This is a genomic window from Alteromonas sp. McT4-15 (genome assembly GCF_020515205.1).
Lineage (GTDB): Bacteria > Pseudomonadota > Gammaproteobacteria > Enterobacterales > Alteromonadaceae > Alteromonas.
Map to the genome: position 1 here is coordinate 131,914 of NZ_JAJALG010000007.1, position 20,092 is coordinate 152,005.

General features: G+C 44.5%; 17 protein-coding genes. 12 read left to right on the forward strand and 5 right to left on the reverse strand.

From position 1 onward, the window contains the following. Positions 1-124: 124 nt before the first annotated feature. Positions 125-1,105, reverse strand: coding sequence for a universal stress protein (locus LHL20_RS07995; protein ID WP_226432919.1), 981 nt, complete (start codon positions 1,103-1,105; stop codon positions 125-127). Positions 1,106-1,360: 255 nt separating this feature from the next. Between LHL20_RS07995 and LHL20_RS08000 the strand changes: the two genes are divergently transcribed. From LHL20_RS08000 to LHL20_RS08015, 4 genes are all read left to right on the forward strand, one after another. Continuing rightward, positions 1,361-2,269, forward strand: coding sequence for a hydrogen peroxide-inducible genes activator (locus LHL20_RS08000; RefSeq protein ID WP_226432920.1), 909 nt, complete (start codon positions 1,361-1,363; stop codon positions 2,267-2,269). Between the two features lie 168 nt (positions 2,270-2,437). Further along, on the forward strand, positions 2,438-2,971 hold the full coding sequence (locus tag LHL20_RS08005; RefSeq protein ID WP_202263895.1) for an RNA polymerase sigma factor: 534 nt from the start codon (positions 2,438-2,440) through the stop codon (positions 2,969-2,971). Then, a complete protein-coding gene (locus tag LHL20_RS08010) occupies positions 2,968-3,738 on the forward strand; it encodes a hypothetical protein (RefSeq protein WP_226432921.1) in 771 nt (256 codons plus the stop codon). Before LHL20_RS08005 ends, LHL20_RS08010 begins: the two co-directional genes overlap by 4 nt. Positions 3,739-3,767: 29 nt before the next feature. Continuing rightward, positions 3,768-4,709, forward strand: a complete 942-nt coding sequence (locus LHL20_RS08015) for a hypothetical protein (RefSeq protein ID WP_226432922.1) — start codon at positions 3,768-3,770, stop codon at positions 4,707-4,709. Between the two features lie 9 nt (positions 4,710-4,718). On the opposite strand, the gene LHL20_RS08020 is transcribed toward LHL20_RS08015, so the two are convergent. From LHL20_RS08020 to LHL20_RS08030, 3 genes are all read right to left on the reverse strand, one after another. Further along, positions 4,719-5,216, reverse strand: a complete 498-nt coding sequence (locus tag LHL20_RS08020) for a hypothetical protein (RefSeq protein WP_226432944.1) — start codon at positions 5,214-5,216, stop codon at positions 4,719-4,721. A 59-nt stretch (positions 5,217-5,275) separates the two neighbouring features. Further along, positions 5,276-5,962 (reverse strand): PAQR family membrane homeostasis protein TrhA, encoded by a 687-nt coding sequence (trhA, locus tag LHL20_RS08025; protein ID WP_159623849.1) that lies wholly within the window; start codon positions 5,960-5,962, stop codon positions 5,276-5,278. Between the two features lie 199 nt (positions 5,963-6,161). Further along, positions 6,162-6,614 (reverse strand): MarR family winged helix-turn-helix transcriptional regulator, encoded by a 453-nt coding sequence (locus LHL20_RS08030; RefSeq protein ID WP_159623848.1) that lies wholly within the window; start codon positions 6,612-6,614, stop codon positions 6,162-6,164. A 162-nt stretch (positions 6,615-6,776) separates the two neighbouring features. Here LHL20_RS08030 and LHL20_RS08035 point away from each other — a divergent pair, with 162 nt between their 5' ends. From LHL20_RS08035 to LHL20_RS08050, 4 genes are all read left to right on the forward strand, one after another. Next, on the forward strand, positions 6,777-7,205 hold the full coding sequence (locus LHL20_RS08035) for an organic hydroperoxide resistance protein (RefSeq protein WP_159623847.1): 429 nt from the start codon (positions 6,777-6,779) through the stop codon (positions 7,203-7,205). Between the two features lie 97 nt (positions 7,206-7,302). Continuing rightward, positions 7,303-9,246 (forward strand): M1 family metallopeptidase, encoded by a 1,944-nt coding sequence (locus LHL20_RS08040; protein WP_226432923.1) that lies wholly within the window; start codon positions 7,303-7,305, stop codon positions 9,244-9,246. 368 nt (positions 9,247-9,614) lie between these two features. Beyond that, complete coding sequence (locus LHL20_RS08045) at positions 9,615-11,078, forward strand: serine hydrolase (RefSeq protein WP_226432924.1); 1,464 nt, start codon at positions 9,615-9,617, stop codon at positions 11,076-11,078. Between the two features lie 279 nt (positions 11,079-11,357). Further along, positions 11,358-11,894 (forward strand): peroxiredoxin-like family protein, encoded by a 537-nt coding sequence (locus LHL20_RS08050; RefSeq protein ID WP_226432925.1) that lies wholly within the window; start codon positions 11,358-11,360, stop codon positions 11,892-11,894. 24 nt (positions 11,895-11,918) lie between these two features. On the opposite strand, the gene LHL20_RS08055 is transcribed toward LHL20_RS08050, so the two are convergent. Continuing rightward, on the reverse strand, positions 11,919-12,518 hold the full coding sequence (locus LHL20_RS08055) for a YigZ family protein (protein ID WP_226432926.1): 600 nt from the start codon (positions 12,516-12,518) through the stop codon (positions 11,919-11,921). A 168-nt stretch (positions 12,519-12,686) separates the two neighbouring features. Here LHL20_RS08055 and LHL20_RS08060 point away from each other — a divergent pair, with 168 nt between their 5' ends. The 4 genes from LHL20_RS08060 (at position 12,687) to LHL20_RS08075 (ending at position 19,967) form a co-directional block, all read left to right on the forward strand. Beyond that, positions 12,687-13,931, forward strand: a complete 1,245-nt coding sequence (locus tag LHL20_RS08060) for a TMEM143 family protein (protein ID WP_226432927.1) — start codon at positions 12,687-12,689, stop codon at positions 13,929-13,931. A 257-nt stretch (positions 13,932-14,188) separates the two neighbouring features. Then, entirely contained in the window at positions 14,189-14,512 is a 324-nt protein-coding gene (locus tag LHL20_RS08065; protein ID WP_159623839.1) for a DUF3718 domain-containing protein, read from the forward strand. A 311-nt stretch (positions 14,513-14,823) separates the two neighbouring features. Next, the gene (gene sbcD, locus LHL20_RS08070; RefSeq protein WP_226432928.1) at positions 14,824-16,233 is read left to right on the forward strand and encodes an exonuclease subunit SbcD; all 1,410 of its coding nucleotides are present in this window, start codon (positions 14,824-14,826) and stop codon (positions 16,231-16,233) included. Then, positions 16,230-19,967, forward strand: coding sequence for an AAA family ATPase (locus tag LHL20_RS08075; protein ID WP_226432929.1), 3,738 nt, complete (start codon positions 16,230-16,232; stop codon positions 19,965-19,967). The genes sbcD and LHL20_RS08075 overlap by 4 nt, the downstream gene beginning before the upstream one ends. Positions 19,968-20,092 lie beyond the last annotated feature (125 nt).

Sequence of the window (20,092 nt, forward strand, 5' to 3'; positions counted from 1 at the left end):
AACACAATCCATCGGAATGCCGAGAATACAAAAATGCCGCTAAGGGGAACCCTGGCGGCATTTTTATTTGTGGTGTATTTGCCTTATCGCATTGCTACTGAACGCGAACAAGCATACAACCCGTTTATTTTTTCACTGCAATTGGCGTTTCAAAACCACGCGGTTTAACGCCTACTACTGCGCATTTTAGCTGATGAATCGTTTCCTCAGCGGTTCCACCCATAATAAAGCCTGGAACGCCTAAGCGTGCAACGGTCCCCATAACGATAACATCAGTATCAAGTGACGTTGTTGTGGCGGCTATTTCTCTTCGCGGGTAACCATGCACAATGTGTTTTTGCGGTTTAAGGTAATCAAGTACATCGACATCTAACTCTTCGCCAAGTTCCGCGAGCAGGCTATCGAGTTCTTCTTCACGCTCTGAATGGATTTTAGCAAGGTCGGTTTCCATGCGATCGTTATCTACGGTAATAAAACCATCTCTTGCAATATTTTCGGGCACCGCATCGAACACGTGTACAATGTGAAGTTGTGCAAATTCCAACAGCGCTATTTGGCTTGCATGACGCAAAATATCGCGGTTTAGATCGCGTCGTATCGCCACTTCATGTTCGGGATAGTGGTAGTTTAAATCGAGTGCCGCAACAACATTTTTGTACTGGCTGCGCGGCTGGTGGTTGATAATCCATACTGGACATGGACATTTTCTAAACAAGCGCATATCTAAGCTGCCAAACAGCTTGTCCAAAAAACTTTCCTCTGCACGCTTAATCACTAAATCGATCTTGTATTCAAGCACATAGCTCACTACATCGATAAGGGGCTGGCCGACGGTCACTTGAGTCGATACATGGTATTGCTTGCCCCAACTTTCGGCCTGTTCGCTAAGCCAATGATTTGCCTGCGTCTCCATAGTTTGCTGCGAATCAATATAGGAAAAAGATTCCATCACCATACTGGCATTAGGTGGTAATGCTTCCAAAGAAAGCATAATAGTAAGATTGGCTTGGTGGGCCTTTGCGATATGAATGGCTTGTGCCACGGTATCATCTTGACGATGGGAGTCGGTTAAGACACATAGAATATTCTTATAATGGCCTTTCATGGCGTCCTCTGTGGCAAAAAGATTAAGTAGTAGAACAGCAATCCACTACGAGCTTGCTTGAAGCGAGAATACACTGACTGTATTTATCCTAACCCTACTTTTCTGCACTTTCCAGCCACCGCTTGACGAATTCTTAAAACGGTAAAGATTGTTACTGTGTGCATGGGGCGCGAGTTAGAGTTGGGTTGTTTATAATCTTTATGTTAGATTAAACCTTTCTATTTTAATTCATTTTTATTTTACTGTGAGAAGCCTATGAAGTGGCCGAATCTTAAGCACCTACATTACTTAGTTACGCTTCACCAAGAACAGCATTTTCACAGAGCAGCGCAACGCTGTAATGTGAGCCAGTCGACACTAAGCACCGCAATTCAAAACCTAGAAGAGCATTTTGGTAGTCAATTACTAGAGCGTGAGCATAAAACATTTGTATTCACTTCGTTGGGTTTAGACATTGTCGAGCGCAGTAAAGTACTGCTTCAAGAAGCCGGTGAATTGGTGGAATATGCGCAAAATGCTGGCAATTGGCAGCGTGGCACACTGAAGTTAGGTGTTATACCCACAATTGCACCATTCTTATTTGAAGGTATGATGGGAGCGTTCAATGCGTTCTTGCCTGAAATTAACCTGGAAATGCAAGAAGATACTACCGAGAAGCTATTACAGCAGCTTACCGATGGACGTTTAGACTTACTTATTCTTGCACTGCCAATGGAAACGCCTGGGTGTAAGCAAATGATTCTTGGTCATGACCCATTTCACTTAATAGCCCATGAGGAAATGGCTGAAAAGCTGCCAAACCCAGTTGATATTTCAACACTGCCAAAGAAAAGCATATTTTTATTACAGCAAGAGCACTGTATGACAGGACATGCGGTGAGTGCATGTAACCTGCAGCATAGCGAACAAATCAGTAAAGTCGCTGCAAGTAGCCTTTACACGTTAGTGCAGTTAGCCAACAGTAAAATGGGGTATACCTTTTTGCCAGAGCTTGCATTAAACCAATCTATCTTAGAGCACACGGGCCTAAAGAGCTTTCCTGCAGAAGAACAGGGATATAGAGAAATTGGTTTAGTATGGCGTTCGGGTACAACACGTATGCAGCTTTTCCGTCGTATCGGTGAAATCATTTCTCCATTACTACCCATTCCAACGCTTAAATAGCACACCCTAGCAAATCATTTTTACGGCGTGTTAATACTGACACGCCATCCACGTATTTGCCCAATTCACTCTTTTTTCCAAAAAAAAGCAAAAAAGTACAAACTTTTTTACCCACGTCCTCGACTTAATGATTAAGTTAAAGAGATCAACAACAAAACGGGGAACGCCGTGTTTACGAAACGAGATGAAAAACTCGTGGAACAGGCATTAAAAGGAAACAAAAAAGCGTGGTTTACGCTTATTTCTCGCTACGAATCAGCCATGTATCAATACGGGCTTCGCATGACAGGAAATAGCCACGACGCCGCAGATTTAATGCAAGAGATATTTATCTCTGTGTTTCGCAGCCTCGCTTGCTTTAAGGGCGAGGGTAGTTTTAAGAGTTGGTTGTATCGCATTGCCCATTGTCGCTGTGTTGAGCTATATCGAAAACGCCGTCCACATACCGACATTGACGATGTAGCCACGCCAATAAGCGAAGCGCCGTGCCCTGAAATGCAACTCAACAGTAACAGAGAGAGTCGCGCATTGACGCAAGCAATGCAGCAATTGAGTTTAAGCCAAAAAGCCGTGGTCGAATTAAAGTTCTTTGGGCACTTCACGTTTGAAGAAATAGCCGAGCAAATGGACATCTCTACCAATACGGCGAAATCTAGATTGTATGCTGCATTAGCTAAGTTAAAGTTGGAGTTAGAGCAATGACTTTACAAGAAAAAGAAGCGCTGTTCGCTGCGTCTATTGACGGCGAACTAAGCAAAGAGCAACAAGCTGTATTTGATGAGCTTGTTGAAACAGACAGTGAATTTGCAGCCCGAGTTGAAACCAGCGAAATGCTTAACAACTTTGCAGACAATTTTGCTGCCCCACCTGTGCCACAGTGGAATAAAGAGGCAACGTATTTCGGTAGCAATCCTCGTGCTGATAAAAGCCCATGGTTCTCGCTACCAGGCATTGCAATGGCAATGTCTGCCTGTGCAATGGTAGTGGTGCTAAGTGGAGCGCAATTATCATTTAACGATAGTGGTATTGCGCTTACCTTCTCGCAAAGCACAAAGCAACCTTCACAGCCGACTATGGATCAAAATGACATTGATGAACTTGTTGCTAAAAAAGTCGCTGAAGCATTGGGCGAACAGCGAGAATTCTATCAGCAGGCTAATCAGTCGTTGTTTAAAGAGTACGCTCAAGCATTGTCTAGTCAGCAACAGCAAAATAGCGCGGAGTTGACCAAATATCTGCTGGCTTCTAGCCGCGAAGAGCGCAAGCAAGATTTTGCAGAACTATTGAAGTTTATTAACGATCAGCGCATAGACGATCAGCGTTTTTATGCACGACAGTTCAGCAGACTTCAAGATGAAATTGATGATATGGAGATGGGGTACAGTGCTGTGCTTACGCCAAGTGGTGCAAGTGGCGCAGGAGCATCTTCTTATCCGGTAAACAACACGCAGCCTTCGTTAGAAGACTAAACCTAAAGATTAGACAGATAGGTGGAATTATGAAACGTTTATTAACCGCATTAGTGCTATGCACCACGGGTAGTTTGGCCTTTGCTCAAAACACAGCAAAGTATGATGAGTTAGCTAACGAACTAGAAATTATGTCCGGCGTGCTAAAAACGTCGCTACGTCAAAATGTATCTTCAGATAATTGGCGCGTAAGTAACATAGAAACGAGCTATTTAGCTGGACAGGGTGCGGTATTTACGTTGAATGTTCGCGGCCAAAGCAGCTCTTGGATACGAGATATTGAAACCATGGTTGAAGGACTGGTAGTAGTGACGCCACCAGCGCCGCCAGAGCCACCAACACCCAACTTAACAGGCTCGCTTGAAAACATTGATGATATTGTATTTGAAGCCACGCGGGAATGGGAGGCTTATGCTGATGCAACGAGTATGCGTTTTGCCGAGGCCTTCTCTGAAAGCCATGAGCGAGTGAGAGATTTGCGCGCTATGCAAAGAGAGATGGCATGGGAATCAAGAGAAGCTGAACGTCAGCTTCGCGACATTACGTTTGAACTTCGTCATGCTGATGAGGAAAGAAAAAAGGAACTATTAGCTGAAAAAGAAATGTCTCAGCAAAAACTTGCAAAAGTTGAGGCTAAAGCGAAGTCAATGAAAGAAGAACTAAAAGCGTTAGAGAAACAGCAGGAGAAACAACTTGCTGAGCGCAAAGAAAAGCAGCAGCAAGCCTATAAGCGCTTCTTAGCCGGGTTTGAAGTGGGCATGAGCGATACCCTTTGTCGCTTTGGGTCGGGACTTCGCGGCTTGCCAGACAATGAACACATTAGTATGGTTTTAAAAGACTTTGATAGCAGTGAAAACAACCAGCGTAAAGACAGAATTTATGTGTTCACGCGCACGGATATTGTGAAGTGCGTACAAGAAAAAATAGATGCGAATAAATTACTCGCTAATGCCGATGTGTATAGCTTTTAATGCAGTAATCTAAATGCGTGGCGCAGTGTGACCAAGTTCCGCTGCCCACGCTAATTCAGAGCGCAACAACCCGTTAGCGGCATTTGCACCAAAACTATGAAGCGCGCTATAAGCACTGTTAGAAGGTACTCGGCGGTAGTGACAAAGCGCGTAGAAAAGCAGGCTGCAACGGTGCTGCGAACCATCACAATGTAAATAAATACGCGCACCTTCACTTAATATTTGAGATAGTTCGTGAAGGTACTGATGCAGGTGAACATCTTCAGTAGGTGACTTTGCAGAAGGGTGAAGGAACGGCACCCATAGCCATTCAAGACCCGCCGCTAAAGCACCATCTCGTATTCTAGGCGCATCTTCTTCACTGGTTTGTACTGTAGCAAGGTGTGTAACCCCTAAACTTTTTAGACGAGGATATACATCATCAGTGGGTTTCTTTCCAAGGCAGATCTTGCCTGCACCAAGGGAAAACCAAGCAATACTGGGTTGCTTTTCTGATGTATCTTGCATCGATTCCACGAAGTAATACTCGCCTTTTAAGGTTTACAACAATTGACTTTACTGTGCAGTCATACCACAAAATAGTAGATAGAGAAGTAGTGACAACTACAACCACCGATGACAAACACATGCCATATGGCGTGAGTGTACTTTACTTTTTTGGCAACGTAAAAACATACGCCTACGCTAAAGCACAAACCGCCTGCTACCAATAGCCATAGCCCTGCGCCGGGTAGTGCCATGTAGAGCGGATAAATAAGCCCTAATGCTATCCATCCCATTAATAGATAGGTCATTACCGACACTTTAGGAAAGCGATGCTGTGCCACAAGTTTAAAGGCAACACCCGCAATGGCTAAGCACCAAATAATGGCTGTCATAGTGATACCCAATACGCCACCTATGGATACAAGTAATAAAGGTGTGTAAGTACCTGCTATCAACAAATAGATTGCACTATGATCAAAAAGCTTAAGCCAGCTTTTGGCTTTGTGATGTGAAATGGCGTGATACAAGGTAGAGCTTAGGAACATTAATATCAGCGTAGATCCGTATATGGCAGCGGTGGTCAACTCTAGCGTATTGTCGGCTCGATAGAGCATAAAAACCAAACCAACAATGGCCGCAATTAATCCCGCACCATGGCTGATGCTATTGAGCCATTCTTCCACAACAGAATACGCTTTGGCGGGAATTTGCTTCGCTTTTTCTTTTGCGGCATTTGCAGTTTGCGTAAACGCATTTGAAGTCGTCATGCTGGCTCCACTGATATTGCTAATGACATTGCTAATATTGCTAATATTGCTAAGTGCTGTTTTGCCTTGTAGCGTGCGTTGATACATCTAATCGCAAAATAATGTTAGAAAAAACACGCTTTTTAGGCGAACACTTGTTCGCTCAATACGTTGATAATAGCAAACTTAGCGCAAAATGTGATGACAATGCAGTGACATTTTACAGGTTATCGTCAGAGGCTGATTGCGAAAAACATCCACCGAGCTTATCAAGTAAGTCTCTTAGCATGTGGCTTTCCTCTTTGGTCATCCCCTGCAGTTTACATAGCATCTGTGTGGGAACTTCTTCAGCAACCGCTTTTTTCGCTATACCTTCGGTCGTAAGTTTTACCCGTCGCACGCGTTTGTCGTTGTCGTCTTTAATGACGGTTAAAAAGCCCTTTGCTTCAAGCTTCTTTAAGATAAGCGACATGGCGCCACCGTCAATATCAGTGACCTCTAACAAGTTCGCGATAGTGATATCGTCGTTTTCCCAAAGCGCCATTAACGTGACGTACTGAGGGTAGGTTATATCAAGGGTTTTCAGCAAGGGCCGGTATGCCCGTGTAAAGGCATTCGACAATGTATAAAACCGATGACACAGCTGATTTTCTAATTTTAGGAGTTCAGACATGGTACGGCCTCGTTAAAAAATGATTTTATATTTTGCATGCAAAGTACTTGATCTGCAAGATGGGATAGTGTTAATTTATTTTGCATGCAAAATATGTGGGTTTGGTAAGGTAAGTTTTAGTATGCCAAGCGCACCAAATTAATGAACGAAAGGAGAGCACTTATGCACAAGCTTCAACAAGTGGTTTATACCGGCACAGCAACTGCGACGGGTGGTCGTGAAGGTACGGCAAAATCAAGTGACGGCAAGCTATCACTTCAACTGTCTACACCAAAAGAGCTGGGCGGTGCAGGCGGAGAGGGTACTAACCCTGAGCAAATGTTCGCAGCGGGTTACTCTGCGTGTTTTATTGGTGCGCTTAAGCACGTGGCTGCGGCACAGAAAATTAAATTGGCCGACGACATTAATGTAACGGGTGACGTATCCATCGGTCCTATCGAGCAAGGCTTTGCTATTGCGGTTAAACTTACGGTTGATTTAGGCGACATGGACAAGGCGCAAGCACAGGCACTCGTTGACACTGCGCATCAGGTTTGCCCTTACTCAAACGCTACTCGCGGCAACATCGAAGTAGAGATTTCAGTTAAGTAAATACATCGTACTATTCGTGTAATGGTCGCTTTATATTCGCGTGATTCCTAAAGGCTTGATAACATAAACCGTGTTATCACTACCTTAAGGAAGTCACATGAATAAATATGGATTACTGGCAGCATGTATAAGCATGCCAGTACTTTTTGCTTGCAGCGAAAGTAGCGACGTCGCCTCTCAAGCGCAAGGCGCCAAAGATAGCGCTGTTCAAAATACCTCGCAAGATACAACAAAGGGTACAGACCAAGCGTTGAACTCACACGCTGAGATTGCCTCTGGTGTTGATTATCACTCCTTTGCTAATCCAGACGAAGTTCGAGTAAAGCATTTAACTATCGACCTTACAGCAGACTTCAATACCAAACAGCTTATTGGTGAAGTGACCTTAGACGTTGAACGCACTGCTCCTGAGAACAACACACTTGTGCTTGATACGCGTGCACTCAATATCAAGAGTGTAACGGCGCAAGGTAGCGATATCGCATTTGAAATGGGCAAGGTTGATGATGATTTAGGTACACCGCTTTCAATTACACTACCAGAAGGCGTAAACAGTGTAACGGTAGCTTATTCAACGTCGCCAGAGGCGTCGGGTGTACAGTGGTTAACTCCCGCGCAAACTGCCGGTAAACAACACCCTTTCTTGTTTACCCAAGCACAAGCCGTGCATGCGCGTAGTTTTATTCCACTTCAAGACTCGCCTCAAGTGCGCGTTACTTATGATGCCACGATCAAAACGCCGAAATCGTTATTGGCTGTAATGAGTGCTTCAAATGATCCAACAACAGAGCGCGACGGTGAGTACGAATTCACTATGCCTCAGCCTATTCCGTCATACCTTATTGCGTTAGCTATTGGCGACCTAGAGTTTAAAGCAATGGGCGAGCGCACGGGCGTATATGCTGAACCTGCATTGTTAGAAAGCGCGGCAAGAGAGTTTGAAGACACTGAAGCCATGCTAGAAGTGACCGAAGAAACATATGGTCCATACCAATGGGATCGCTACGATTTGTTAATTCTTCCTCCTTCTTTCCCTTTTGGCGGCATGGAAAACCCGCGTTTATCCTTTATCACCCCAACCGTTATCGCGGGTGATAAGAGCTTAGTGTCGTTAATTGCACATGAACTTGCACACAGTTGGTCTGGCAATACCGTAACTAATGCAACGTGGCGCGATCTTTGGCTAAATGAAGGTTTCACCACTTATTTAACCTATCGCATTATGGAAATGATCTACGGTCATGATCGTTTCAAGAAAGAAGCGGTATTGGGATACCAAGACTTACAAAATGATGTTGCTGCGCTAGACGCCAACGATGAGATACTGGCAATCGACTTACGCGGCCGTAATCCTGACGACGTATTTTCAAATATCCCTTATGAAAAAGGCGCGTTGTTTTTACGCGAAATTGAGCACAAGATTGGTCGTGAAAACTTTGATGCATTCTTAATGCAATACTTTAAAGACTTCGCGTTCAAGAGCATTACAACCGATACCTTTATTACTTACTTAGAAGATACCTTACTAAAACAGTATCCATCTAAGCTAGATGCCAAGCGTATTAACACTTGGATATTCGAGCCGGGTATTCCAGAAGGTGCCCCTAAGCCTGAATCAGATGCTTTTGCAAAAATAGACACTACGCGCAATGCATGGCTAGCCGGTGAAGTGAAAGCGGCTGATATTGATACTGCACAGTGGACAGTGCATGAGTGGTTATACTTCCTTAACAACATGCCAAAGTCGCTAAGTGCAGAGCAGCTTGCAGAGCTGGATGCTGCATTCTCATTAACGTCAACGCAAAACAATGAAATAGCGCACAGCTGGCTAATGATTGCAGTTGAGAACAACTACCAACCTGCCTTTGAACGTTTATATAGCTACTTAGTCACTATTGGTCGTAATAAGCTGGTTAAGCCGCTTTATCGCGAACTGTCTAAAACGCCAGAAGGCAAAGCCTTTGCAAAACGTGCGTTTGAAGAAGCGAAGCCGGGCTATCACCCACTGACGGTGAAAGCTAACGAGGGTTACGTTCAGTAATAATTCTCTCAGTAGTAATTGCGAAAGACAAAAAATCAAAGCAGCCCTAGGGCTGCTTTTTTACTTTCAGAAAGAGCAACATTTCCAAGAGGTAATCTCAACCATAGCTGACAGAACCTGACGGTATAAAATTTCATAAATGTTCCGGCAGATGCTTTTAGCTTTTTCGTGTTTGAGCGGCAAGCGTGGACATTAACGCTTGTTTACAATTTGCATCCACACTTAAGATTGATTTTTACCTATTCGACCAGACACTATACAACTGTTACGTTTCTCAGTGGCAGACGATTAAACAACAACAGCAACAATAAAAACTTTTTGGTCTGCGTCTGCGACTCTACTAAAAAGCACCTGAAACGGAGTTGGTAATGCGTTTACTCAAAATAGTCCTACTTGCCCTGGTGATAACAACCAGCCCCATGGTGTTAGCCGCCGATGCATCCGGCTTAAATAAGCTCGATCAGTATTTAATCACAGCTGAGACCAACGGTTTCAGCGGCGCCGTTTTAATTGCTGAAGACGGTAAGCTTCGTTTAAATAAAGGTTACGGAAAAACAGAGCGACAGGGGAGTACGCCTATTACCGCCGATACCTTGTTTGATATCGGTTCTGTAACCAAGCAGTTTACCGCTGCGGCAGTGATGCATCTTGTACAACAGGGCAAACTAAGCACTACAATGCCAATTAGCCGGTTTTTTAACAGCCTGCCCGAAGATAAACAAGCTATCACTCTGCATCAGCTCCTTACCCATTCAGCCGGCATTGCCAATGGCATTGGAGCGAGTGATTTTACACACGTCCCGACCGATGAGTTCTTTAACCGGCTGTTTGCTTTACCGCTTTATTTTGCGCCAGGTGAAGGCTATGCCTATTCAAATGCTGGTTACAGTATTCTGGCGCGGATCATTGAGCTGGTAAGCGGGATGTCTTACGAAGAGTACCTTCAAAAGGCCTTGTTTGAGCCAGCCGGTATGTACCATACTGGTTATCTTAATCCAGTATTGGCGGAACTCCCTGCGGCTGCAGGGTATTTGTTTGGCGAAGTAGAGACGGGTAGTACCCGGGATAAGTACTTTGAGGATACAGCTATCGCCTGGCCACTGAAAGGAAATGGCGGCATGCTATCCACCATGAATGATATGTATCTGTGGGCACAAGCGCTACAGAGTGAATCGGTGTTGTCTGCAAAATACCGCGATCAGCTCTTTGAGCCCCATGTAGCAGAAAACGAGGAGGGCACCAGCCACTATGGTTATGGCTGGGCAGTCATGCCAACCCCACGGGAAACCACTTTTGTTGGTCACAATGGCTCAAATGGAACCTACTACTTTGATTTTCGTTGGTTGCCTGATGAAAAGATACTAATCCTGTTTGCCTCAAATGCATTGGTAGAAAGTACCATGGCCTTGCCTTATTACATCGAGCAGTACCTTTTTGAAAATGAACCGTTACCAGTCTATGAGACCGGCATCACCAGCCAAATCGTAGGACTATCGCTAAACACAACCGGTAGCCCTGAGCACAAAAAGGCAGTGATACAGAAAACTTTTGCCAGCAAGATTGATAACAAGCGTATTCTGAATCGCGCCGGTTTGCGGTTAGTGGATCATGAACGATATAACGACGCAATAGCCCTGTTACTGCTGAATGTCGAACTCTACAGCGACGACGGTAATTTATGGGACAGTCTGGGGGAGGCGTATTTTATAAACGGGCAGTATGCACCGGCTAAGCAGGCTTTTACCCAAGCGATTAAACGCAAGCCTGCAGAAAATTGCTTTTGGTGTGATAACAGCGCTACACGTCTAAAACAAATCAGTGAAGCAGACTAAATACGGGCTTCTGGCTGCTGTATTTTAACCGATATAGTGCTAAACATACCGGCTGCACTTACCTGAATCGTGTTGCGCACCGCTTTCAATCACACTAGTAAACGGCGTAAACAGTACTTTAATATCATGCTGTTTTACCACACTTTTCGTAGGCGCTACTTCATTGTGCCGATCTATTAAGACGAATCAGCGTAGCAATAAATGATACTTCAAAATAAAAGTGAAGCATTCATCGCTTTTGTGAAGGATTTACGAATTACTATTGCTAAGGAACTCGATATGTATACACAGAAATTGCACCCCGCTACTCAATTTCCCGATATTACGGTTAAATCGTCTTCAGATGAGGTTGTCGCACTTGCTGACAAGCAAGAAGGATGTGACTGGAAAATGGTTGTAGTGTTTCGGGGAAAGCACTGTCCAATCTGTACTAAATATCTCAACAAGCTTGAAGAATTCAAAGGTCGGCTACGAGAATTAAACGTCGACTTAGTCGCTGTTAGTGGAGACAGCAAAGCGCAATTTGAAGCGCATATGAAAGATCTCTCCATCAGTTTTCCTATTGCTTACGGCCTTACTCAGCAAGACATGGAGACACTAGGACTTTACATCTCAACGCCTCGTTCAGAAAAAGAAACGGATCATAACTTTGCTGAACCTGCGTTATTTGTGCTCAACGAGAATAACGAGATTCATATTGCTGAAATAGCCAACGCACCATTTGTACGCCCCGATCTAGAGCAGTTGGTTTCAGGGTTAGAGTTTATAAGAAATCCAGACAACAATTACCCTATCCGTGGCACGTATAAGGCATAGCGTGAGTCAGTTTTAACTCTCTAGCTAACGCGACGACTTTACACTCATCGCGACAGGTGCCATGTGCGCTTTAAATCCTGCCACTTCGGTGGCAGGTAGCTTTATGTGCATATCTACACAGTGGGAATAATCGCACTGTGCTATATCGCCTGAAGCTTGTTCTACCAAGTGGCGCACAAATTGTTCATGCTTAAAGTCGACCTCTACAAACACATCTTCTAAGCTTATTTCTTGGCGTATCTCTAATTCGTCAATTACTTGCTGTGCAGCCGCTGAATAGGCTCGTACTAATCCGCCTGCACCTAATTTAATGCCACCAAAGTAGCGTGTGACAATAATCATGATGTCACCAATGTCTTTGTGTTGTAGCACATTAAGAATCGGTTTCCCCGCAGTACCGCTCGGTTCACCGTCATCGGCCATCGCTGCACTAGTGGGCATACTAGGGCTACCAAATACATAGGCCCAACAATGGTGACGTGCGTCCGGATATTGTTGTTTAACGCTGTCTAACAACGCCATGGCACTTTCGCGAGAATTCGCAAAGGCAGCAAAAGCAATAAACTTGCTTTTCTTTATTTCGTACAGGGTTTCAACCTGATTGGCAGGAACGGGATAACTCATTGGTTAAGTATACCAAATCGTGATGCACATAAAATGATGAATATCTATGAAGTGATGACGTTTATACCTTAGATGTAAACTGGGAACTGAAACTTGAGTTCAGTCTAGCTTTGCTGTACCACATTGCTATAACCTCATTTGTTTATGCTCGGGAATAAGAAAAATACAATGACGCGAGAACGCTATATTCCTTTTAGAAAGCATGATGTTATTACATTGTGCGAAGACCTTACTGAATCGCCTAATATAGAGAATGCCAATCAATTCGACACGTTCGCGAAGCTTTTAGTGAGCCGCATTCATTATGATTATCACAATCGTTTAGAACACCTTAAAGATAACTATGCGCTGTTTGATCCTAACCGTGATACTCGGGTGATAGGTCAAATAACTCATACTGACTTACAAACAAGCAAACAGGCATTTTCGTCGGGCTTTGCCGAACTGCTCGACGCTGCAAATTTTGAGAAAGTCACTGACGAAGACCTAAGAGAAGCGCTTAATGAAGAGTCGTTATTTAAAGTGCGCTTAGAAGTACAGTTTGACGATTTTGAAGATGTTGTGTTTTACCGACGTGGAGAGTCAGTTAAAACCGAAACACTCCGTCAGTGGTGGGGGCTAAGAAAAAGAAAAATTGAGTTTACGCACTACGATCGCGTAGCGGTATACATTACGTTTAAAGACGCAGATTACTTTAATCAAAATAACCGAAAATCACTTACTTTTACGCCCGGCTCAACCATAGTGAAGCTTTTTCAGAACGTCCCAAAAGCCGATTTGGAAATGCTGTTTCCCAACAGCGAAGTGCGCATGAGACCACTAGATAAGCTGATTATCGGCGCGTCGGCGGCAGTAGGAGGCACGGTAGTATTGGTTACTAAGCTTGGCGCATCGCTTATTTTAATGGCGTCAGTAGTGGCGTTTTGGTTAGGGTTAAGAGATGAAGAAGTCACGCTCACTACGCAAAGTTTAATGACCTTTGGTATTGGTATGGGCGTCTTCGGAAGCTTTGTTTTCAAAGAGTGGACAAAGTTTAAAAACAGAAAGATTCGCTTTATGAAAGCCTTGTCTGACAATCTCTATTTTAAAAACCTTGATAACAACGCGGGCGTTTTTCACACCCTTATCGATGCTGCAGAAGAAGAGGATTGTAAAGAGGCGCTGTTGGCTTATTCCTTTTTGCTTAACTTCGGTAGCGCGGGCATTAGCGCAGAGGAGCTCGACGAGAAAATTGAGCACTGGTTTATGCAGAAGCACCAATGCGTACTCGATTTCGACGTGGCCGATGCCCTTAACAAACTTGTGCGTATGAATATTGTTTCGCAATCAAACGACATATTTAAAGCAAAACCATTGCGTGAGGCTTGCGCTATACTCGATGATTATTGGGATAATATCTATCAAAGTGCGTAGCAAGTTCACGTTCATTGCAAAGGCAAAAAAAATCGTAGTGGTCAAAATCGCTAAATGTTAGTCAATAGCGTATTTTGATGGTTTTTGGCACAGAGTGATGTTGGCTTTGTTTTTGGTGTTTTTTGTTTAAGCTTTTGAATTGGTTGAATAATTAAAAGTTGGCGCGGTCATTGAAATAGACTAGGTAAGTTTAGCAAATTGCACACAAGTGCATTCACTAAACATTACTCAATGTCATCCAATAAGGAAATCGTGCTATGAAAACGCTTGTAAAATCTATCGCTACTGTTGCAATTGCTACTATGTTCACTGGTGCTGCTATGGCCTCTACACAAATTGAGGCAGCAGATGACTCTGTTACTTCAAATCTTTGTGTTGCTGCAGCTACGGGTAATAAATGGAAATTGCATAAAGAGCTTAAACTGTCTGCTGTTGATAAGCAGTACGTTGCCAGCGAAATGACCTGTAACGGCATGTCTGTTGCTGAATTCGTTGACCAATACGGTGCAAACAGTGAAGCAATTAAAAAGTACCTAAATATTGAAAGCCAGGCTATTGCTAACGTTTCTTACAGCAAATAAGTTGGCGTACCGTAACCTTGCCCATTCACCAGCAGTCATCGTGAATGGGCAATGGCTTGCTCAATATAGCGCACACCATTTTCAAAACAGATGTAAGTGCCACTAAGATCCCAAATTTTAAAACCCAAGCTTCAAAGCTCAAACCTCAATACCCAAACTCAAAACTCAAAAACCAAAACCCAAAAACCATAGACCTTAATGTCATTAGGTCGTTGTCACACAAATAGAAAATCTCTATAGTTCATACAGACAAGGCATTAACCGTCTTGATGCGCTAATTCTCTACACTACATTCCTGGTTTCTCTGCTACATGAAAATACTGCACACCTCAGATTGGCACCTTGGCCAAAGCTTTTTTACCAAAAGCCGAAAGAACGAACACGCTGCCTTTTTAAAATGGCTTCTTAATGAAGTTGAAACGCACAGTGTTGATGCACTTATTGTAGCAGGCGATGTGTTTGATACGGGCACACCGCCAAGTTATGCCCGTGAGCTATATCATGAATTTATCGGTGCGCTGCAAACAAAGAAATGTACGCTGATTGTACTGGGCGGAAATCACGATTCTGTATCTGTACTTAACGAAAGCAAAGCGTTGCTGAAATACTTAAATAGCCACGTTATCGCCAGTACTTTCGGCGATGCTGACGACCAGGTCATTACATTAGAAGACAGTCAGGGGAATTGCGGTGCCATCTTGTGTGCGGTGCCATTTATTCGTCCTCGTGATGTCATTATAAGTAGCGCAGGGCAAGATGCTGTTGAAAAACGCCAAGCGTTGGGTGATGCAATAAAACAGCATTACGCCACTTTGTTCCAAAAGGCCGTGTCGCTGCGTGAAGCTAGTTCAAGCGCAAGTGACAAGCTGATCCCTATTATTGCCACAGGACATTTAACAGCACTTGGCGTAAGCCAGTCAGAAAGTGTTCGCGATATTTACATAGGTACATTAGAAGGTTTTGATGCATCGGGCTTTCCGCCGGCAGATTACATTGCGTTAGGTCATATTCATCGACCACAAAAAGTGGCTGGGAAAGCACATATTCGTTACTCTGGCTCGCCAATTCCCCTAAGTTTTGATGAGCTTAATACGCAAAAACAAGTTGTGCTGGTGGATTTTGATGGTGATGAAAATGGCCCCGAGATAACCACAATATCGGTGCCTCGTTTTCAGGCAATGCAAGTTATAAAGGGCGACCTTGCCACCATAGAGCAAAAAATTACTACGTCTGACGACATTGCTAATGCCACTGAAGCGCAGCCAGCATGGCTGTGTATTGAAGTTGAAACTCAAGACTACCTGACGGACTTACAGCAACGCATTCAGCAAATGCTAGACGGAAAGCATGCAGAAATTTTGCAGCTTAAGCGGGTGAGAAAACAGCAAGTGAAGCGCTTATCTGATAAGCAGAATGTGCAGCTAAGTGAGCTGTCAGTCACTGAGGTGTTCGAAGCGCGACTTGAGCTTGAGAATTTTGACGACACGCCTGAGCGTATGTCGCGGATATCCAACTTATTTGCTGACGCTGTTGAGTTGGTCAACACCAATCAAGAAGACCTTGATGGTCAGCAAGGTGTTCAAAACAGTATTCAAGATGGTGGCAAAAAGAGCGTTCAAAGTAGCGAGCTTGGCGAGACGCCAGAAAATACACCGCCAGAAGATACAAAGAGTTTACAGCAAGCCTCGCTGTTCTTTGATGAGACGGAGGATAAAGCATGAGGATCCTCAATTTACGTCTTAAAAACCTAAACGCCCTCAAAGGCGAGTGGAAAATTGATTTCACACAATCGCCTTTTGTAGACAATGGTTTATTTGCTATTACCGGGCCCACTGGCGCGGGAAAAACTACATTGCTCGATGCCATCTGTCTGGCCCTTTACCACCAAACGCCGCGCCTTGGGGCGATTTCTGTGTCGAACAACGACATTATGACCCGCGGTACTGCCGAGTGTTTGGCTGAGGTAGAATTTGATATTAAGGGCAAAGCGTACCGCGCGTTTTGGAGTATGCGACGAGCAAGAGGTAAAGCTGATGGCAATTTGCAAAGTGCCGATGTAGAACTTGCCGAAGTTGAATCAGGTAAAGTGCTGGCCACACAAGTGCGACCTAAAAGTGACGAGATTGAGCGCTTAACGGGGCTTAACTTTGCGCGCTTTACAAAATCGATGATGCTGTCTCAAGGCGATTTCGCTGCATTTTTAAATGCTAATGAAGGTGATAGGGCGGAGCTCCTTGAAGAGCTTACCGGAACAGAGATTTACGGCCAAATATCACAGGCGGTGCATCAACAATTTACTGAAGCCAAGCAAACCAAAAAAGAATACTCGCTTAAGTTAGAAGGTGTAACCCTACTTAGCGAAGAGCAAGTTTCGGCCCTTGAGCAACAGCTTAGTGAAGTGCAAGTGAGTGTGAAAGCGCTGAATACAGATATTGAGTATTTACAGCAACAAAAGCATTGGCAACAAGCATTAGAAAACAGTCAAAGCGCAGTAAATACGGCAAAGCACAACAAAGCCGACGCTGATGTGGCAATAAGCGAAGCTAAAGATGAGCTCGATAGTTTAAGGCGCAGTGAACCTGCCGAAGCGCTTAGGGTGCCTTATGTACGCATGCAATCACTCAAGTTAGATGTAGAAAGCTATCAAACGCGCCTGAATGAAAAAACAGCGCTGTTGCCAGATGTGCAGCAACAAAAACAACAAGCCGCCCAACGGGTTGAACAGGCCCATGCTGCGCTTAATAATGCAAAGTCGCAAAGTAGCGCACTAGAGCAGCGCATTACAAACGATGTTCTTCCTATAGACAACGAACTTGGTCATAGTGAAAAAGCACTGCGTCATCACCGTGCATCTATTGAAACGCTTACCCGTGAATTAAACGCGCTAGAGCAGCAAAAAACGCAGCGAGAGCATGATGTGGCAAGTCAAAAGCGTGAGCAAGAAGCGCTGTCTAGCTACCTTAACGCGAACGCAAGCCTAGGCGCTATGGCCGAACACATTAGCGGGTGGCATGAAAGCGCAGGGCATATTGCCAATGAATATCAAACAATTTCAGCGTTGGCTCAAAAGCATGAAGCCGATACCCATAGTTTAGCCGAGCTTAAATCAAAGCAGCAGGGCATTGAGCAATCTGTTGCAGCGCTTAGCACGCAGTGTGAAAAGGAACAGCAACACCTCGCACAATGCCAGCAAGTGCTTGATACATTATTAGTTAACGGTGATAAAGCGGCACTGACGCTGGAGCGTGATAGCAAGCTAGCGCAGTGGAACAATTTGCTTCAGCTAGAGCATTTACAGCAACAATATAGTGATGCTGAAGGTGAGCTTAGTGAATTGACGTCGCAACACCATGCGCAACGTGAAACTCTTTTACAGCAGCAGGCTGAGCGAAACCGGCTTGTCGAATTGTACAAGCAAACCAGAACTGAGCTTAAAGATATTGAAGCACTTATCGCACTTGATGCTGAAGTGGCTCAGCTGCGTGCGCAGCTTAAAGCCGGTGAACCCTGCCCTGTGTGTGGCGCAAACGAGCACCCTGTATCAAGCGTAGCGATTGATATACCAGAGACTATTACCCGTCGTGATGCCCTTAAGCAAAAGCTAGAAAGCATTGAGCTAGAAGGTGCCAAAGCCAAAGAGAGTGTTACTAACGCAGAGCTCACACTTGCGCAAATTGAAAAGCAGTGCGGCCAACTTACTACGTCTAAGGAATCACTTACCGTTAAATGGCGTGACTTTACCGAGGAACTCATCACTGCCTTCGCGTCGTTTAACGAGACGCTACCTGCGCTTGATATTACAGACAAAAAGGGCCTGTCAGATTTTGTGGCCCAGTTTAAAGCGCGAGGCGAGGCAATAAAAGCGCAGCTTGAGAATATTGCTCATGCAGAAGCCGCCTTAAATGGCGCAACGTCTACCGTGACGAACACAAAAAATACCTTGTTAAGTAAAACCAATGAAAAGCAGTTGATTGAACAACAGGTCACTTCGCTACAACAACGAATGACCAATGACAGCGATGTGTTGGAGAAAAAACAACGTGATCTCGACAGCCGTACTCAGTCGGTATTAACACGTATAGCTGAATTGCTAGAACAGGCGCCAGAACAAGAAAAAGAACAAGCACCCAGCGCACAAAACCTTCAGAAGTGGCTGGTTGATAAGGCTGAAGCCCTTAAAACCTACAAGCAAAACAAACAACAATTCGAAGCATTAACACCGCATATCACTGACTTTAATAATAAAGTTATCGAGCTAAAACGCGACATTGAGAGTGTGTCAAAGCAGTTAAAACAAGCTAATGATGAGAGCGTTAAAGTAGCGGAAACCATAGCTGCGCTTAAACAAAAACGAGACACTCTGTTTCCTGAGAAAGACATTGATGCACAACGAACCCAGGCAAGTAACGCAATAGCCAAAGCAGAATCTACTCTGCAAGACACCACGCAGCAATTGCATGCCGCGGATACCCGTGTGTCTACACTAGAAGCTGAAATTGCACAGTTAAACGAGCAGTTAAAAGAGAAAAGTGCCGCATTTGAACAGGCCAATGCGCAATTTACCGAAAAGTTGTCAGCAAGCCCGTTTGATGATGAAAAGGCCTTTTCCGCTGCATTGCTTGGCGATGATGAACGCAAGCGGCTAGTCAGTTTAGAAAAAACACTTGCCGAAAAACGCAGTCAAGCGCAACTGCGCTTATCCAATGCTGAAGAGGCGTTAAACAAGCTGTTATCTCATGAGAATGCAACATCGTGGCAGGCAAGCCTTGATGAGAAGGGCGCCATGTGGGTGTCAGACGCACTTACAGAAAAAATGGCGCAAAAAGATACGCTGCTTTCACAACAAGGGCAGGTAGAGCAGCAGGTTAGGGCAAACAACCAAGCACGCGAAAAGCAGCAGCAGTTGGTCAGTGAAATGGCGTCGTTTGAAACCTACTACGATGACATTACTTATTTACACTCGTTAATTGGCTCGGCAAGCGGTGACAAATTCAGGCGCTTTGCGCAGGGTTTAACGCTAGACAATCTGGTGCAGTTAGCGAATCAACAGCTCGATAAGTTGCACGGTCGCTACCAGCTTATTCGCAAGGAAAACGAAGGTCTTGGGTTAAGTGTGTTGGATACGTGGCAGGGCGACGTTGTGCGTGATACCAAAACCTTATCAGGCGGCGAAAGCTTTTTGGTGAGCTTAGCGCTTGCATTAGCGCTTTCTGATTTGGTGAGTCACAAGACCAGTATCGACTCACTGTTTTTAGATGAAGGCTTTGGCACACTAGATGCTGAAACGCTGGATGTGGCGCTTGATGCGCTAGACAACTTAAACGCCAGCGGCAAAATGATCGGCGTAATCAGTCATATCGAAGCCATGAAAGAACGCATTCCTACTCAGCTCAAAGTGATCAAACGCAACGGCGTTGGGTTAAGTGCGTTAGAAAAACAATACGCGGTGGGGTGATCAAGTTGAGATGAACCGTAAACTGGTATAAACGCCAATCATACGGTAATTTGCAGGAAACTAAGGCCAAACAGGTTCATTTGCGGCGCGTAATCCTATAAGGTGCGTCGTCAAAATAATAATGG

Bases quoted from the DNA above. Each gene is read 5' to 3' on its own strand.
- LHL20_RS07995 (WP_226432919.1), bottom strand. From the start codon at position 1,105: ATGAAAGGCCATTATAAGAATATTCTATGTGTCTTAACCGACTCCCAT.
- LHL20_RS08000 (WP_226432920.1), top strand. From the start codon at position 1,361: ATGAAGTGGCCGAATCTTAAGCACCTACATTACTTAGTTACGCTTCAC.
- LHL20_RS08010 (WP_226432921.1), top strand. From the start codon at position 2,968: ATGACTTTACAAGAAAAAGAAGCGCTGTTCGCTGCGTCTATTGACGGC.
- LHL20_RS08015 (WP_226432922.1), top strand. From the start codon at position 3,768: ATGAAACGTTTATTAACCGCATTAGTGCTATGCACCACGGGTAGTTTG.
- LHL20_RS08020 (WP_226432944.1), bottom strand. From the start codon at position 5,216: ATGCAAGATACATCAGAAAAGCAACCCAGTATTGCTTGGTTTTCCCTT.
- trhA (WP_159623849.1), bottom strand. From the start codon at position 5,962: ATGACGACTTCAAATGCGTTTACGCAAACTGCAAATGCCGCAAAAGAA.
- LHL20_RS08030 (WP_159623848.1), bottom strand. From the start codon at position 6,614: ATGTCTGAACTCCTAAAATTAGAAAATCAGCTGTGTCATCGGTTTTAT.
- LHL20_RS08035 (WP_159623847.1), top strand. From the start codon at position 6,777: ATGCACAAGCTTCAACAAGTGGTTTATACCGGCACAGCAACTGCGACG.
- LHL20_RS08040 (WP_226432923.1), top strand. From the start codon at position 7,303: ATGAATAAATATGGATTACTGGCAGCATGTATAAGCATGCCAGTACTT.
- LHL20_RS08045 (WP_226432924.1), top strand. From the start codon at position 9,615: ATGCGTTTACTCAAAATAGTCCTACTTGCCCTGGTGATAACAACCAGC.
- LHL20_RS08050 (WP_226432925.1), top strand. From the start codon at position 11,358: ATGTATACACAGAAATTGCACCCCGCTACTCAATTTCCCGATATTACG.
- LHL20_RS08055 (WP_226432926.1), bottom strand. From the start codon at position 12,518: ATGAGTTATCCCGTTCCTGCCAATCAGGTTGAAACCCTGTACGAAATA.
- LHL20_RS08060 (WP_226432927.1), top strand. From the start codon at position 12,687: ATGACGCGAGAACGCTATATTCCTTTTAGAAAGCATGATGTTATTACA.
- LHL20_RS08065 (WP_159623839.1), top strand. From the start codon at position 14,189: ATGAAAACGCTTGTAAAATCTATCGCTACTGTTGCAATTGCTACTATG.
- sbcD (WP_226432928.1), top strand. From the start codon at position 14,824: ATGAAAATACTGCACACCTCAGATTGGCACCTTGGCCAAAGCTTTTTT.
- LHL20_RS08075 (WP_226432929.1), top strand. From the start codon at position 16,230: ATGAGGATCCTCAATTTACGTCTTAAAAACCTAAACGCCCTCAAAGGC.